The following is a 15,308-nucleotide window of genomic DNA, read 5'->3' as shown; positions in this document are numbered from 1 at the left end:
ACAAGGAAGGGTGGGGGGCACATGTTTTTCTTCTTTGTGATATTTCTTATTGGACTGATTTTACCAGTTATATTCATGAAAATAGATGCTAGCTGGATTATCTGGATTCCAGCCATAATCTTCTTCTTAGCAGCAATTGTTATGGCGTTAAAGCTAGCTGTTATTCCGGGTGAAGGAATGGCTGATTTAGTTGAACGACTCTATATTATGATGTTTGGCGCAGCTGGGGTAGGTTCCATTATTGGTGGGCTAATTGTCCATTTTATAAAAAGTAATAAATAAATAAATAAATTTGAATTTCCTTCAAACCGATTGGGACCTAGACTCGTTTCCTTTAACGAAAGCCCAATAAGAATGAAGGAGTTGTATGGAAATGAAAAAACGATTAAAGGTATTACTTGGTATGTCACTTATGTCCATGTTTTTGTTTAGTGCAGTCGCATTCGCAGCTACAGATTTTACACAACTGGGATTTTCTAAAGTGGTGGCAGAGAGGGAGATTGAAGCAGGGGAATCAGCGAAGATTAGTCACAGTGGAATTAAAATTCAAATCCCAGAAGGTGCTTTCGACAACGACGTCACTTTTCAAGTCCTAGAAGGGGATAATAGTACATTCCAAAAGGTTGCGCCTGCTGGAGAGACCGTGATTATGAATTTCGCGTTTAGAGTTATAGATTCGAAGACAAATGAAATAATTGGTTCCTTTAAAAAGCCCCTCACGTTCAGCTTTAAAGATAAGGATGTAAACAAGGGAAGTATTTATTACAATTTCAAAGTTGATGGAACTATTGCTAATAATAATACAGCCTCCGTGATTGACGGAAGAACGTTAACCCATCCGGTCGGAGCGGCCCCAGTCGGCTGGTTCATTACATCTCCTACCAATAGTTTTAAAAAATAAGCAACAAACAAATTATACTTAAGTAAAAAGCCCATGAAATCTCAAGTCGAGAATCATGGGCTTCTTCATTTATGTTCCTAAAACCTTTTTACCTCGCGGCTGGGTTCCATTAGCATCAGGTTCGAGTGAGATTCCAATCGCATCAAAAGATATGTCTTCTTGCAACTGGTAGGTAAGGAATCCATTTCCCTGTTCATCGACATGGAAGGTCCCTGCACTTCTTCTGTTACCATCATCAATGAGCCAGGCCTGATAGGCCTCTGAGCCCTTGGTATTCTTCAGCCCTTTAAGCTGGAAAACGAGTTGTTTTTTATCGCCTTGCTTGTAGAGCATCGCCTGACCTTGGGCAGCATCTGTTGTTGGGTTTGCTGTTTTTAGCGAATAAACCTGGATGACTTCAGGTGGAATATTAGCTTGTTCCCTTAATTCTGTTACTGTATTTCTGAGATTAATATTATTCCAAATCACTCCACTAAAGCCAATAAGAAGAACAGCGGCTGCCAATCCATAAAGACGACGGACTACTTTTTGGGTCTTGTCCTTTCTTTTTATCACGGGCTGGGAATTTTCAGATGAGAAAATGGCATTCATTACTTCATCCTTCAAATCAACGGGTACCGCCACATCTTCAAATTCATAAGGGATCATGGTCCACGCCTCCTGCAGTTCTTGTATTTCTTTCGTGCAAGACGGACAATTCAAAAGGTGACTTTCTATCTTCATCCTTTCAACTTCAGATGTTTCGCCAATCAAATAAGAGACTAATTCATTGGAAAATGAACAGCTGCTATGTATACTCATTTTTTCATTCCCCCATCTCCATGACAATGTGTTTCCGCAAGACTTTGAGTGTTTGATGCAACCGGCTTTTGATGGTGCCGATTGGTTCCTTTTTCATCTCTGCAATTTCACTGAGAGTATAGCCTTCCCAATATAACCATTGGATCAGTTCGATTTGGTTTTTTGATAGATATTGGTAGGCCTTCTGAATCTGTTCGCGCACGAGCTTTCGTGATAAAATCTCAGCCGGATTATTTGCTTGAGATCCCGGAATCTGCTCAAGTTGCTCCTGGTCGATTGAAACCAGTGGACTATCCTTTTTTTCCCTGCGATGATGGTCAATCGTGATATTACGAGTGATCGTTAGAAGCCAATTGACGAATAGTCCTTTTTCAGGATCATATCCGGTTTCTGACGTCCATACGCGGGTAAAGACAGCCTGGACAATCACTTTCGTTTTGTCTTGATCCTTCGTCGATTTGATAACGAAGGAGTATACGAGCTTAATATAACGGTCATATAATTCTTCTAAAGCCGGACGATGCTTTACTTTAATTAAAAGCATTAATTCGGCATCACTTAATTTTTGCATAAAAAAGGCAGACCCCCTAGTCATTTGCGGATCACTTTATATAAATAAACGAATCTACAAGAAAATCGGTTTGTAACAGATTATAGAAATTTTGGAAGATTATTAGTTCAGGCATCATTTTTTATAAAAAAGCTAGACCTCATTGTGAGGTCTAGTAATTTTTACTTGGAAATCGAATTCGATTGTGAGAGTGTCGTTGATTCCGGTACTCGAAGGAGGATGATGCCTCCAATAATGAAGAGAAGGATTAGACTAAACACACCGCTGTTGGTATTTCCGGTTATTTGTGCGGTGAATCCAACTAGAAATGGACCTAAAATCGCTGCAAATTTATAAAAAATACTATAAAATCCGAAGAATTCATTTGCATTTTCCTTTGGAACGAGTTTAGCAAAGTAGGAACGGCTTAGGGCCTGGATTCCACCTTGTGAGGATGCCACAAGCATGGCTAAGATCCAAAAATCTAGTGTTGTTTTTAAGAAATACGCGTAGGTACAAATAACAATATAAACAAAGATTCCCACGAGCAGCATCGTTTTGCCTTTGAATGTATCGGCTAGTTTCCCATATAAAATGGCAAACGGTGCAGCAACCACTTGGGTTGCAAACAAAATAATCAGTAGGTTAGTAGATGTTATGCCCAGATCAGAACCATAGGCTGTCGACATAGTAATAATCGTATTCACACCGTCAATGTAAAAGAAATAAGCTATTAAAAACAAAAACAGAGGACGGTATAATTTAATTTTTTTAATGGTTGCTAACAGTTGTTTAAAGCTATTAGATATCGGGTTTGGCACCGGTTCTTTATAATAAACCTGCTGGACATTTTTTAGCATTGGAATCGTGAACAACCCCCACCAAAGGGCAGTGATCGCGAATGCCGCTTGACTGGCTACACTCACTGATAAGGGGATAATATTTTGTTGAGATAATAAAATAAGAGCAATGCTGATAATAAAAGGGATCGTGCTCCCGATATAACCCATCGCATAGCCACGTGAAGATATTTGATTCATCCGCTCCTCGGTCGTGACATCCACCAGAAAGGCATCGTAGAAAATATTTGTTCCACCAAAACCTATAACTGTGACCATATAGCAAATTAATAGGAAAAGCCATTGGTTGCTTGGTACAACTGCAAGCAGTAAGGTAAAGATAATTCCTAATGCAAAGAAAAAGGTGAATAAGCGTTTCTTTAATCCCTTAAAATCGGCAATACTTCCCAAAATCGGGGCACAGAGCGAAATGAGCAGGGTGGCAAATGAATTAGCATAGCCCCAATAGGCAGTGGAAGTGGTAGCTGCAAGACCTGCTTCTTTTGCGGCTGCTTTAAAATATAATGGGAATATAGCTGTGGTGATTAGAATGGAATAAGCAGAGTTTGCCCAATCATACAATACCCAGCTCTTTTCTTGTTTGGACATCCGACTCATAGATTTTCCCCCTTTTAATTTTGTAAAATCTCTTCGATAACCCTTCCATCTGTCTGGCCTAAATATACTCCAAGAAGCCGTGCAAATGTGGGGCCTTCATCAATGAGACGGATAGAAGGCAGGTCGACTGCTTGAATCCCTTTTCCTGCTGCCATAAAAATCGTTCCATAATTTTCTTTCTCTGGTGAATAGCCATGACAGGCTAAGGTGTATTTATGATCCGCGATGACATCCTCCTTCGTGATCGTTTTGATAAACTCCCCCTCAAAATCTTCTAAAAAGAAATACCCTCTTTGGGCCTCAAGCATGAAGGCACATGTACCATCTGCTCCTTTTTCTGATGCTTGTGCTCCAGTGAGAGCGGATTCAATTCCGCTTTCTGGCTCTGAAAGTAAGGAATCTACTATTCGCTTTACTTCCTGTAAAGTTTCTGTATCATGTTGATCTTTAATATAAATATATGCTGACCCATCACAACTTTTACAATAGGCCCTCCAATTAATTATTTTCCCTTTTCCGTTTGAGGTGATCAGACCTTGCTCATGGAAAAGAACATTAAGGTTTATTGCCTTATTTTCATCCAGTGCACTATGGTCACCTAATACCACCACCGTGGAATTCTCATAGATCCCCGATTCCTTTAACGCATTGATAATACTGCCTAGCCTGTTATGATGACGGTTTATAGCTGCGATAGCTTCCTCGGATGAAAACCCATGATAATGGCGCTGTGTATCTAAATCAGTGAAGTGTACCATTAATAAATTTGGTTTCTTCGTTTTAATCGTGTCGACCGTTGAGGCTAAGACAAAGTCATCTAATTCCGGTTGATTTAGGCCTTTACGGAGATGGCCATATTTTCGATTAAGGTCCCATTGAAAGCGGGGACTGCCGCTCAACAGCGAAACAAGAATTTGATTATGCCAGGGGCGATTCGCAAAAATCTCCGGCATATTGTAGTCAATATTGGCTTTCGCAGTTACGGGCCACAAGAGGGCGGCAGTAGTCATATTGGCTTTTTTCACTTCGTCATATAATGTGGTCCCTCGAATACAATCCCGGAACCAATTCCAATCCGGAGAAATTCTCCCAGGTTGTAAAAGAGTATTATTAATCACACCATGACGATTCGGATAATTCCCAGTCACAATTGTCGTATGACAAGGGTAGGTGACCGATGGATATATGGATGTAACCTGTTTGACATAGGCCCCATTTTTTAAGATGGTTTGAAAGTGTGGGAGTTCTTTTAAAAGTGGAAAATCTAAAGCTGAAAGGCAATCAAATGAAATGATAATTAAATGGTCTGTCAATCGACTCATAAAAAGAAAAACCTCCGTAAAAGTCTGCCAGTTACTACCATTGTACTACAGGCAGGCGGAAATGGAAGAATTCGTACGAATTTTTACAAAATTTTCGAAAAACAATAAAATCCTAACTATTTTATTAAAAGGTTTTTCTAGTATAATGATATTAGCAAAAATTGGATTTAAAGGAGGTTGGGAGATGGCAAGTTTCCGAAGTTATTTGTTTGAGAAAGGTATTAAACTTTCGGTCGAACGTGCGTTGAGGAAGGGAATTTCAGATAGGGGTATGGATGAAAAAAGGCAAATGCTAGACACAGTCGCTAGAAAGTTAGCAAAACTACCGAACAGCTGCAGGGTTCAGCAGCTAGAGATTGAAGGATTGTATGCGGAGTGGCTTTCTTCCGATACCAGTTCAGCAGACAAAGTCATACTTTATTTACATGGCGGTGGGTATGCATTTTGCTCAGCTAATACCCATCGGCCACTTGCAGCTAGTATTGGTAAAGCGGCTGGTGTGAAGGTTCTTTTTCCAGAATATCGTCTCGCACCGGAACATCCTTTTCCTGCTGCCATTGAAGATGCCGTCACCGTGTACCGCTGGCTGTTGCGTCAAGGGTATGACCCCTCCAATATTATTTTTGCAGGTGACTCAGCAGGAGGAGGCTTAAGTGTGGCAGCCACCTTAGTCTTAAGAGATCAAAATGAACCGTTGCCGCGGGCGATTGTTTGTTTATCACCTTGGGTCGACTTAACAAGCAGCGGAGAAAGTTATCAAAAAAACAAAAAGGTTGATCCCTATTTAACGGTCCAAGGAGTTAGAGATGCCGCACTAATGTATTCGAGGCATGAGAACCCCCTGGATCATCCGCTTATTTCACCTGTCTTTGCCGACCTTACTGGATTCCCGCCCTTATTTATCCAAGCAGGGAATCATGAAATATTGCAAAGTGATGCAGAGTTACTCACGAAAAAAGCACGACAGGCAGGTGTGGAAGTCACCTTTAAAGTATGGGACAAAATGTGGCATGTTTGGCAGATCAGCGGGGATCGATTACCTGAGGCGAAGAAGGCTATTAATGAAATAGGGGACTTTATTAGGAAAGTCTTCAAATAATGAATGAAGATCAAGAACTCCTGCATTAGTTGCAGGAGTTCGTTTACGTTTTGCTAATCAAATATTAATTCCATGAACTTTATGAACAAAATGGTGGTTAAGTTTTTAATGCTTTTTAAATGAATAATCTATGAAACCAGCGGAATTTTTGTAAAATTAAGAAAACGTTTACAAAGGGGGAAATAAAATGTTTTCTATGAAAAGAATTTCAGCAGTAATGTGTGCAGGAGCTTTGGCCTTAAGTTTGGGGGCTTGCAGCAGTAAAGAAACCGCAAGTACAGGTAAGAAAGAGGGAGGAACGGGTTATCCAACAAAAGCAATTAGCGTGGTTGCACCGTCTGGAGCAGGTGGCGGCTGGGATTTAACTGCACGTTCGTTCACAAAAGTTCTAGGAGAAACAAAACTAGTTAACCAACCATTAACAGTTGAAAATAAGCCAGGCGGTGGTGGTGCTGTTTTTATGGCTGAATATGCTACCCAGCAAGTTGAAAATAATGATATGCTGTTTGTCAATTCGCCGCCGATTATTATCAACAATTTAAAGAAAGAAGGAAATAGCCCATACGGTTATAAGAACACAACACCATTAGCACAACTAACAAAAGATTATGGAGCGATAGTTGTCAAAGCCGATTCCAAATTTAAAGATCTAAAATCGGTTTTGGAAGAGGTAAAGAAGGATCCTAGTAAATTGACGTTTGCAGGAGGCTCCGCGCCGGGCTCAATGGACCATTTAGTTTCCATTCTGCCAGCCTATAAATACGGGGTTGACCCTACCAAAATTAAATATGTTTCCTATGATGGCGGTGGAGAAGCGATTACCGCATTACTAGGAGGAAATGCAGATGTGATTGGAACGGATGCATCGAGTGTAAAAGAATTCCTTAAAGCAGGTAAGGTTCGAGTGCTGGCCATTACCTCATCCGAACGTTTATCTGGTGATTTTAAAGATGTTCCCACAGCGAAGGAACAAGGTGTTGACGCAGAATTTACGATTTGGCGCGGGGTTTTTGGACCAGAAAAAATGTCTAAAGAAGCAAAAACTTATTGGGAAAAAACCATTGATAAGTTAGTTCAATCTGCAGAATGGAAAAAGGAAGTCGAGACGCAGGGCTGGGAATTAGAGTATAAAAACAGTGCAGATTTTATAAAGTTCTTAGATGATCAAGAATCACAGGTACAACAATTATTAGAAGCATTGGGAATGCAGAAGTAATCAAAGAGGGAAGGAACACTTTCTCCTTCCCTTTAATTTTTTTTATATTGAACGGATTGGGGGGATTGCGGGTGGACATTAAATTTGATCGCATAGCAGCTATACTTTTTCTCGCGGTTGGAGTCCTATTTATGATCGGAAGCAGAAGTATTGCCAGCTCTTCTTATGGAAGTGTGGTTGGTCCGGATATATTTCCATTTTTTCTTGGGATCTTACTGGTAATCTTAAGTATTCGCTTATTTTATGAAACCTTTAGTGGAAAAAAGCAGGAAAAGGAAAAGGAAAACTTGCAGTATAAGCCTTTTTTGATCATCTTGGCAGCCACATTATTGTATATTTTAACGCTAGAATCGGTGGGTTATGTAATCACAACATTTCTCTTCCTATTCATCTGTTTTCAAACAATGGAACGAGGAAAATGGCTTACTTCGCTCATAATATCGGGATGTTTCTCTGGAATTGTCTATATCATCTTTGTCGAAGTATTAAAAGGAACACTTCCTGGGTGGCCAATTTGGTTTTAGCGATTAGATTACGGTGTCAGGCACCATATTTTTAGGGATGAAAGGGGGATACTTATGAATACTCTTGATTATTTGTTAGAGGGATTTGGTTCGGCACTTATTTGGTATAATTTGATTTTTGCATTTGTTGGGGTATTAATTGGGACAGCGGTCGGGGTGTTGCCAGGGATTGGTCCGATGAGTGGCGTTGCTTTGCTTATTCCTGTTACCGCTTCCATAACGGGTGGCCTCCCTCCTGAGCAAGCGGCAACCAGTGCTATCATTCTCCTTGCTGGCGTCTACTACGGAGCAATGTATGGAGGGTCCACAACTTCTATTCTATTAAATACACCGGGAGAGTCATCATCGGTAGTGACAACATTAGATGGTTATCAAATGGCGAAGAAGGGACGGGCAGGGAGTGCGTTGTCCATTGCAGCGATTGGGTCATTTGTGGCAGGAATCGTCACATTAATCGCCTTAATTGCCCTAGCGAAGCCATTGTCAAATCTAGCCCTTAAATTTGGTCCTGCAGAATATTTCTCGCTTATGCTGTTAGGACTCGGCGCTGTTAGCGGGCTGGCAGGAAAGTCTGTTACGAAAGCATTAATTATGACGGTAAGCGGCTTACTGCTTGCCACTATCGGAATTGATAATGTTTCTGGGATTGGCCGTTTTACCTTTGATATTCCCTGGTTATACCAAGGAATTGAATTTTTGACGATTGCCGTAGGTTTGTTTGCCCTCGGGGAGGTTTTCAAGACCATCTTGGAAAAAGAGGAAGAAGATACTCAAATGGCAAAAATTAATAATTTATTGCCTTCAAAAGAAGAGTTGAAGGAATCTGCGGGTCCAATTGCCAGAGGATCGATCCTAGGTTTTTTTATCGGGATTTTACCCGGAGCAGGCGCGACGCTCGCATCGTTTTTCTCGTACATTTTGGAAAAGAAGATTTCTAAAAATCCATCAAAGTTTGGAACTGGAACGATAGCAGGTGTGGCTGCACCAGAATCAGCGAATAATGCAGCCTCTGGCGGAGCAATGATCCCATTATTAACATTAGGAATACCTGGATCGGGCACAACCGCCATTTTAATGGGGGCACTAATGATGTATAACGTTCAGCCGGGGCCGTTATTATTCGAAGATCATCCTCATGTAGCGTGGGGGTTGATTGCTAGTATGTTTATAGGAAATATTATGCTGTTGATTCTCAATCTCCCACTCGTTAAGGTGTTTGCAAAAATCATTCAAACCCCTAAGCAATATTTAATTCCTATTATTATCGCTATCTCCATATTCGGCGTTTATGCGGTACAAGTCTCAATTAATGACCTTTTACTATTACTAGCCTGCGGGATAATCGGCTACTTCTTAAACAAACATGATTACCCGATTGCTCCATTAGTGTTAGGACTTGTACTAGGTCCAATGATTGAGAATAATCTGCGTCGAGCCTTAACGATTTCAAATGGCGATTTTGGTCCATTTTTCACACGACCTATTTCATTAAGTTTCTTAATTATGACAGTTCTTTGGTTGGTTATACCGGTATTAATGAAGATGAGAGGAAAAAATGTGGTTGTTAACGAAGAGGGATAAAATTTATAAATTTCAGATTATTACAAAAGACTCCTTTTTTTAAGGGGTTTTTTTCTATATGATAGATATAGAGGTGCTTGTATGCGATTACATACGAAATTAATGGTAGGTATTTTGATCGTAATCATGTTAATTGGCGGGATTTTCGAAATCACTTTTACAAATATAATGGAGTCCAATCTTAAGGATGAAAAAGGAACGAAGGCCTTGTCTGTGGCACAGTCTATCTCGAATATGCCAGATATTCAAAAAGCTTTTGCTAGCTCCAAGCCTTCCGCCATTATTCAACCTATAACAGAGAAAATTAGAAAGCAGGTTGGTGCGGAATTTATTGTAGTAGGGAATCGACAGGAAATACGCTACTCCCATCCAGATCCTAGCCGTATAGGACAAAAAATGGTGGGCGGAGATAATGATCGAGTCTTTAAAGGAGAATCGGTAATCTCAGAATCTATCGGTACCCTTGGTCCCTCCTTAAGGGGAAAAGCCCCGATTATTAGTAATGGTAAAGTAATTGGTGTCGTTTCAGTAGGATATCTTCAAACAGATATCGAAAAAGAAGTATCAAAGATAAGAAATAAAATCTTTATCGCAACGATGATCATTTTAGTAGGAGGATTACTAGCCGCCTTATTAATCTCTTTAAATATTAAGAGAGCGATTTTCGGTCTTGAACCGAAAGAAATCGCTTGGATGTACCAGGAAAAACACGCCATATTAGAATCCATCCATGAGGGAATTATAGCAATCGATACGAATGGGTGCATAACAGTGGTCAATGAAACCGCACATAAAATTCTTCATGTTCCTAATGAGGTTCTACTGCGCGGAAAACAAATAGAAGAGGTGCTGGAAAATACGCATCTTTACGAAGTGGTTCGAACGGGAAATGCGGAATATGATAGGGAGCTTACCATTTTAGGTGAGGTATTTTTGGTTAATCGTATCCCAATTTTTAATAAAAAAGGAGAAGTAGTTGGAGCTGTTGCTAGTTTCAGAAACAAGTCAGAACTTTCCAAATTGATTCAGGAATTGTCCCATGTGAAAGCATATGCTGAAGGGTTACGGGCACAGACACATGAATATTCCAACCGGCTATACACACTTCTTGGCTTAATCCAACTTGGCTCCTATAAAGAAGCAATTGATTTCATTTCAAGGGAAGTGGATGTAGCACAAGGGTTCATTAGCTTTCTAATGAAGGAAATACCTGACCCGATCATTGCTGGATTTATATTAGGAAAGGTAAGTTTATCCAGTGAGCTAAAAATAAATTTTACAATAGACCGAGAAAGCAGCTTTAAAGATGTCCCAGCGAATATCAGCCGGGATACGTTAGTGACAATTATCGGTAACCTCGTAAATAATGCTTTTGAGGCTGTGAGAGAAAATGAGAAGGCTGAAAAAAGAGTTTCTCTGTTTCTAACAGACCTAGGAAAAGAACTGATCATTGAAATTGAAGATAACGGAAAAGGCATTAACATGAATCTGAGTGAACAAATTTTCCTAGCTGGCTTTTCTACGAAAAACCGCCAAAGCAATGCGGGAATTGGGTTAAGTCTTGTCAAGGAAGCCATTAGGGGCTTAGGGGGATACATTACTTTTTCCTCAGAAGAAGGGGAAGGGACGATTTTTACAATAGCGATACCAAAACACAAGGGGTGTTTGAATGAAGCGGAATCGGGATATAGAAGTGTTAATTGTGGAGGATGATTTGCGGATAGCTGAAATTCAAAAACGATTTATTGAACAGATTGCTGGTTTTCAAACGGTCGGTATTGCGGCAAGTTATCTAGAGGCAAAAACCTATATTGATCTCTTACAGCCAGACCTTCTCTTGTTGGATGTGTACTTTCCAGACATGAATGGTATTGATTTACTGAAGGAAACAAAGCAGCAAACGAAACAAATGGATGTTATCATGATAACCGCCACAAAAGAGATTCATAAGGTTCAAGAGGCCATTAGCATTGGTGTGTTTGATTATATGATAAAGCCTGTTGTTTTTGAGAGATTCAAACAATCGTTGCAAAGGTATCAGGAATTCCATACAAAGCTAGTAGAATTGAGGGATGAAAATCTTCATGTCACTCAGCAGCAGGTGGACAAGCTGCTGCGAAAGGAGATTGAAGGATCCATATGCGATAAACCTTACCTGCCGAAGGGAATTGATCCGCTTACTCTTGATAAAGTTCTGGATGTTCTGTCGAAAGTGGATTTCGGATTAACTGCGGAATTGGTTGCCAAAGAAATAGGCGTCAGTAGGACAACAGCGAGAAGATATCTTGAACATCTCATGGCCGAGGAGAAAATTGCTGCGGATTTAGCATATGGAACGGTGGGACGCCCTGAACGTGTCTATTTGGTTAAGGGTGGATTAAAACAGCAAAACCACTAATAAGAAGAAGGCTCAAAGGGAGCCTTCTTTAATTTTTTTCAGAAGAGTATTGTAAATTTTCTCAGAAGAAATCGAGAGTAACCCTATATTGTTGTTGGTTTCAATAATAGAATTATTTTCTAAAAGCTGGTACCTCAATTGATCTCACAAAGTCCAATGTAAATCCATAATTGTAATAATATTGCCAATATTATTACATGCGCTGGTTTCATTTCGTTTTATAATGAAATTGAATCTTTCCAGTTGGCCAACTGTGTGGTCAATGTGGCTCGTTTTTTGATGTAATTTGAAGGAGGGGTAAGGACATGAAACGTTTAATTGTGTATTGCTCATCCCATGGGACTACAGAAAAAGCAGTAAGATTTTTAAGTGAGATTCTGAAAGGTGAAGTTTTAACAGTTGATTTGAATCGAGAGAAAGTTAAGTTTGATCTTCGGAACTTTGATACCGTCAACATTGGTGGCTCGATTCATGTTGGTAGCATTCAAAGAAGAATAAAACATTTTATTAGTCAAAACATTGATACCCTTTTGGAAAAAGATGTAGGACTTTTCCTCTGCTGCATGCAAGTAGGTGAGACAGCGATTGAGCAATTTACCAATGCCTTCCCGCAAGAATTGCGAAAAAATTCTGCTGCCATGGGGGTATTTGGCGGAGAGTTTCTATTGTCTGAAATGAACTTCTTTGAAAAACAAATTGTAAAAAAGGTGAGCGGTGCAACGATTGACCAATCGAATTTAGATTATGAAGCGATTAAGGAATTTGCTTCAAAATTAAATAATGTACAGACACTGGTTTACTGAGGTGAGTGTGTAGTACTTTTTAGGTGAACGTTACTGCTTTGGCAGAACGTTTTTTTATTGCACTTAACCGGGAGGGAGGGGTTAATATTCGAATAATCACGCAGGGGTGTGAATTTTTTGTCATATTTTGCTTATAAAAGTTTGCAAGTAGGACAATAATGAGTGAGGTCTTATTACAACAAGGAAGAGGATTTAGATGAAGATTTGGTTTAACAGATGGTTTACAACCGTTTCCCATTCCATTGATATGATTCGGGATAACGAAGATAAGCGAAAAGTTATTATTTATGGGACCCATCCAAATAAGGATGCACTCTATTTACAGAACTGTGATTATGCCTTCGTCGAGCCAGATATATCTGGTGAGGAATATATCGATTTTTGTCTTGGGTTTTGTCGAAAGCATGGGATTGATATTTTTGTCCCGCGGAAAGAAAATGTCCTAATCTCGAAACGGCTTGGTGATTTTGAAGCGTTGGGAGTAAAAGTACTAGTATGTCCAGACGCCAACCTGATGGAGACAATGGATAATAAAGCAGAGACGTATCAAATTTTTTCAAATGGGACAGCGAATTTTTTGATCCCCGATTATTATGTCGTGAATAACCTAGAAGAGTTTAAAACAGCGTATGAAAAACTCAATGAAAAAGGCCATACCGTGTGTTTTAAACCAGTGATTGGTGAAGGGGCGAACGGATTTCGGGTCATTAAAGACCAAATTGATTCGATTAGCCAGCTTTTTAATCATGGCACTGGCTACCGCATCCCTTATAGATATGCATGTGAAATTTTAGGTCAACAAGAAACATTCCCAGACTTAATGGTGTTGGAATTTTTAGAAGGAAGAGAATATAGTATCGATTGTTTATCGTCGCATGATAAACTATATGCCGCCATACCTCGGATGAAGGGGGATGGAAGAGTTAGAGAGCTGGTGGAACAGGCCGAACTTATTAAACTGGCACACGATTTTCATAAGGAATTTAGGGTACCATATGTTTTTAATATTCAAGTAAAATACAATAACGACGGTATACCCAAGCTATTGGAAATTAATCCGCGCATGAGTGGAGGAATGCACTTTAGTTGCCTATCGGGGATAAACATCCCTTATTTGGCTCTTAAAATTTTGCTGGGTGAAGAGGTAGAGTTGGTTAAACCGAGGTTTGGCATTCGGGCAAGTCATATTGAAAAAGAAATGATTTTGAAATATGGAGATATTAGCTAATCGGCGGAAATAAACAAAGAAAAGAGCGGATATGAAATTTTCAAACCGCTCTTTTCGCTATTTGTTACTTTTATTTAAAGAAAACTTTATCAATATTGTATTTTGCATGTAAAGTATTGATAAGATAGGTTTCATATATTTCTCTCTCCATCGGATCTTCCACAATACATACCGCAATCTTATAGACTTCATCCCGGTGCAATTTGATCGGCGAAACTGAATCTTCAAAATGTCTTTTTACGCGAGGTCGTAATTTCCTAGCTTTACCCACAAATAGTAATTCGTCATTTGCGTTTGAAAAAAGAATAATCCCACCTTTGTCTCTTGGGATTTTATTGTAATCTGTAAATCCATAAACGCTGCTTAGCGGCGCTTCAACTTTTTCTCCAACTTGATTCTTCTTCGTAATCACCACATCAGGATTAGGCATTTCAATTTTAATCATTAAAAAAATCGCTCCTTGCTTAAAATAAACGGTTCACCCGTTTTGCTAACAGTTCATTATAGCACAAACAATCGGTAATAAGATTTGACTTTCTTATTTTAACCATTTTTCGATGCCAAAAACCAGAGGCTGGTGATTTTATCGGAAGAGTTCAAATAAAAGTAGAAAAATATTCCTTATTTTTGTTAAACTTAAGGAAGAATGGTGATTTTGGTGGTTCTATAGGGTTTAATTGTTATTAGCTTTCTATCAAAATAGAAGGTGACATAAAAAATGAAGGTAGAAAGGGTGTTTTTATGGGTATATCATTGTCAAAAGGGCAAAAGGTCGATTTAACAAAAACAAATCCTGGTTTATCGAAGGTCGTTGTTGGACTTGGCTGGGATACAAATCGTTATGATGGCGGCCACGATTTTGATTTGGATGCCAGTATCTTTTTATTAGGTGCTAATGGAAAAGTTACATCTGAAAAGGATTTTGTTTTCTACAACCAACTTGAAGGCGGAAATGGTTCTGTCGTACATACTGGTGATAACCGCACTGGAGAAGGTGATGGGGATGATGAGCAAGTAAAAGTCAATCTTAGCGCTGTCCCTGCTCAAATTGAGAAAATATCCTTTGTTATAACCATTCACGAAGCGGAAGCCCGTGGACAAAATTTTGGACAGGTGTCAAACGCCTTCTGCCGAATTGTTAACGAAGAAACCAACCAAGAAATCATTCGCTATGATTTAGGAGAAGATTTCTCGATAGAAACGGCGATCATTGTAGGCGAATTATACCGACACAATGGCGAATGGAAATTCTCAGCCGTTGGTTCAGGCTACCAAGGCGGCCTAGCGCGTATCGCAACCGACTTCGGCCTAAACGTAGGCTAAAATCGCAAAAAAAGGACAAAAACAGTCACTCGACCATTTTTGTCCTTTTTTGTTTGACTTTTTATGGTGTCACTTTCGATGGTGTCAGGCACCGTGGGGATTTTT

The 15,308-nt window shown here is 39.6% G+C and carries 16 protein-coding genes; 11 read left to right on the top strand and 5 right to left on the bottom strand.

Annotation, left to right across the window (positions count from 1 at the left end; translation table 11 throughout):
* Positions 1-21: 21 nt before the first annotated feature.
* Positions 22-282 carry a hypothetical protein gene (locus KW850_RS04810; RefSeq protein WP_218346430.1) on the top strand — a complete coding sequence of 87 codons (261 nt, stop codon included), beginning with the start codon at positions 22-24 and terminating at the stop codon, positions 280-282.
* Positions 283-373: 91 nt separating this feature from the next.
* A complete protein-coding gene (locus KW850_RS04805; RefSeq protein WP_218346429.1) occupies positions 374-901 on the top strand; it encodes a hypothetical protein in 528 nt (175 codons plus the stop codon).
* Positions 902-970: 69 nt separating this feature from the next.
* Here the strand turns inward: KW850_RS04805 and KW850_RS04800 are convergent, their stop codons facing one another.
* From KW850_RS04800 to KW850_RS04785, 4 genes are all read right to left on the bottom strand, one after another.
* Entirely contained in the window at positions 971-1,702 is a 732-nt protein-coding gene (locus tag KW850_RS04800) for an anti-sigma factor (protein ID WP_218346428.1), read from the bottom strand.
* A gap of 4 nt (positions 1,703-1,706) precedes the next feature.
* Positions 1,707-2,273, bottom strand: a complete 567-nt coding sequence (locus tag KW850_RS04795; protein WP_218346427.1) for an RNA polymerase sigma factor — start codon at positions 2,271-2,273, stop codon at positions 1,707-1,709.
* A gap of 161 nt (positions 2,274-2,434) precedes the next feature.
* Positions 2,435-3,709 carry an MFS transporter gene (locus tag KW850_RS04790; protein WP_218346426.1) on the bottom strand — a complete coding sequence of 425 codons (1,275 nt, stop codon included), beginning with the start codon at positions 3,707-3,709 and terminating at the stop codon, positions 2,435-2,437.
* Positions 3,710-3,723: 14 nt separating this feature from the next.
* On the bottom strand, positions 3,724-5,031 hold the full coding sequence (locus tag KW850_RS04785) for an alkaline phosphatase family protein (protein WP_218346425.1): 1,308 nt from the start codon (positions 5,029-5,031) through the stop codon (positions 3,724-3,726).
* 184 nt (positions 5,032-5,215) lie between these two features.
* On the opposite strand from KW850_RS04785, the gene KW850_RS04780 reads away from it, so the two are divergent.
* From KW850_RS04780 to KW850_RS04745, 8 genes are all read left to right on the top strand, one after another.
* On the top strand, positions 5,216-6,130 hold the full coding sequence (locus KW850_RS04780) for an alpha/beta hydrolase (protein WP_218346424.1): 915 nt from the start codon (positions 5,216-5,218) through the stop codon (positions 6,128-6,130).
* 187 nt (positions 6,131-6,317) lie between these two features.
* On the top strand, positions 6,318-7,346 hold the full coding sequence (locus tag KW850_RS04775; protein WP_218346423.1) for a Bug family tripartite tricarboxylate transporter substrate binding protein: 1,029 nt from the start codon (positions 6,318-6,320) through the stop codon (positions 7,344-7,346).
* Positions 7,347-7,417: 71 nt separating this feature from the next.
* The gene (locus tag KW850_RS04770; protein ID WP_218346422.1) at positions 7,418-7,870 is read left to right on the top strand and encodes a tripartite tricarboxylate transporter TctB family protein; all 453 of its coding nucleotides are present in this window, start codon (positions 7,418-7,420) and stop codon (positions 7,868-7,870) included.
* Between the two features lie 54 nt (positions 7,871-7,924).
* Positions 7,925-9,451, top strand: coding sequence for a tripartite tricarboxylate transporter permease (locus tag KW850_RS04765; protein WP_218346421.1), 1,527 nt, complete (start codon positions 7,925-7,927; stop codon positions 9,449-9,451).
* 81 nt (positions 9,452-9,532) lie between these two features.
* The gene (locus tag KW850_RS04760) at positions 9,533-11,164 is read left to right on the top strand and encodes an ATP-binding protein (RefSeq protein ID WP_218346420.1); all 1,632 of its coding nucleotides are present in this window, start codon (positions 9,533-9,535) and stop codon (positions 11,162-11,164) included.
* Positions 11,121-11,849 carry a response regulator gene (locus tag KW850_RS04755; protein WP_218346419.1) on the top strand — a complete coding sequence of 243 codons (729 nt, stop codon included), beginning with the start codon at positions 11,121-11,123 and terminating at the stop codon, positions 11,847-11,849. The genes KW850_RS04760 and KW850_RS04755 overlap by 44 nt, the downstream gene beginning before the upstream one ends.
* Positions 11,850-12,154: 305 nt before the next feature.
* Positions 12,155-12,652: a flavodoxin domain-containing protein gene (locus KW850_RS04750; RefSeq protein ID WP_218346418.1), complete on the top strand. Its 498-nt coding sequence runs from the start codon at positions 12,155-12,157 to the stop codon at positions 12,650-12,652.
* Between the two features lie 196 nt (positions 12,653-12,848).
* On the top strand, positions 12,849-13,880 hold the full coding sequence (locus KW850_RS04745) for an ATP-grasp domain-containing protein (protein ID WP_218346417.1): 1,032 nt from the start codon (positions 12,849-12,851) through the stop codon (positions 13,878-13,880).
* A gap of 70 nt (positions 13,881-13,950) precedes the next feature.
* Here KW850_RS04745 and KW850_RS04740 read toward each other — a convergent pair whose 3' ends face one another.
* Positions 13,951-14,325 (bottom strand): nucleotide excision repair endonuclease, encoded by a 375-nt coding sequence (locus KW850_RS04740; protein ID WP_218346416.1) that lies wholly within the window; start codon positions 14,323-14,325, stop codon positions 13,951-13,953.
* A 296-nt stretch (positions 14,326-14,621) separates the two neighbouring features.
* Between KW850_RS04740 and KW850_RS04735 the strand changes: the two genes are divergently transcribed.
* A complete protein-coding gene (locus KW850_RS04735; protein WP_218346415.1) occupies positions 14,622-15,203 on the top strand; it encodes a TerD family protein in 582 nt (193 codons plus the stop codon).
* The last annotated feature ends 105 nt before the right edge of the window (positions 15,204-15,308 follow it).

The organism is Bacillus sp. sid0103 (genome assembly GCF_019219025.1).
Note: the sequence above shows the minus strand (reverse complement) of the source record. Positions and strands in the feature narration are given on the sequence as shown.

What these genes read in the sequence shown, in the direction of transcription:
- KW850_RS04765 (WP_218346421.1), top strand. Translation starts at nt 7,925, where the DNA reads ATGAATACTCTTGATTATTTGTTAGAGGGATTTGGTTCGGCACTTATT.
- KW850_RS04740 (WP_218346416.1), bottom strand. Translation starts at nt 14,325, where the DNA reads ATGATTAAAATTGAAATGCCTAATCCTGATGTGGTGATTACGAAGAAG.
- KW850_RS04785 (WP_218346425.1), bottom strand. Translation starts at nt 5,031, where the DNA reads ATGAGTCGATTGACAGACCATTTAATTATCATTTCATTTGATTGCCTT.
- KW850_RS04780 (WP_218346424.1), top strand. Translation starts at nt 5,216, where the DNA reads ATGGCAAGTTTCCGAAGTTATTTGTTTGAGAAAGGTATTAAACTTTCG.
- KW850_RS04760 (WP_218346420.1), top strand. Translation starts at nt 9,533, where the DNA reads ATGCGATTACATACGAAATTAATGGTAGGTATTTTGATCGTAATCATG.
- KW850_RS04810 (WP_218346430.1), top strand. Translation starts at nt 22, where the DNA reads ATGTTTTTCTTCTTTGTGATATTTCTTATTGGACTGATTTTACCAGTT.
- KW850_RS04755 (WP_218346419.1), top strand. Translation starts at nt 11,121, where the DNA reads ATGAAGCGGAATCGGGATATAGAAGTGTTAATTGTGGAGGATGATTTG.
- KW850_RS04735 (WP_218346415.1), top strand. Translation starts at nt 14,622, where the DNA reads ATGGGTATATCATTGTCAAAAGGGCAAAAGGTCGATTTAACAAAAACA.
- KW850_RS04800 (WP_218346428.1), bottom strand. Translation starts at nt 1,702, where the DNA reads ATGAGTATACATAGCAGCTGTTCATTTTCCAATGAATTAGTCTCTTAT.
- KW850_RS04790 (WP_218346426.1), bottom strand. Translation starts at nt 3,709, where the DNA reads ATGAGTCGGATGTCCAAACAAGAAAAGAGCTGGGTATTGTATGATTGG.
- KW850_RS04805 (WP_218346429.1), top strand. Translation starts at nt 374, where the DNA reads ATGAAAAAACGATTAAAGGTATTACTTGGTATGTCACTTATGTCCATG.
- KW850_RS04750 (WP_218346418.1), top strand. Translation starts at nt 12,155, where the DNA reads ATGAAACGTTTAATTGTGTATTGCTCATCCCATGGGACTACAGAAAAA.
- KW850_RS04795 (WP_218346427.1), bottom strand. Translation starts at nt 2,273, where the DNA reads ATGCAAAAATTAAGTGATGCCGAATTAATGCTTTTAATTAAAGTAAAG.
- KW850_RS04745 (WP_218346417.1), top strand. Translation starts at nt 12,849, where the DNA reads ATGAAGATTTGGTTTAACAGATGGTTTACAACCGTTTCCCATTCCATT.
- KW850_RS04775 (WP_218346423.1), top strand. Translation starts at nt 6,318, where the DNA reads ATGTTTTCTATGAAAAGAATTTCAGCAGTAATGTGTGCAGGAGCTTTG.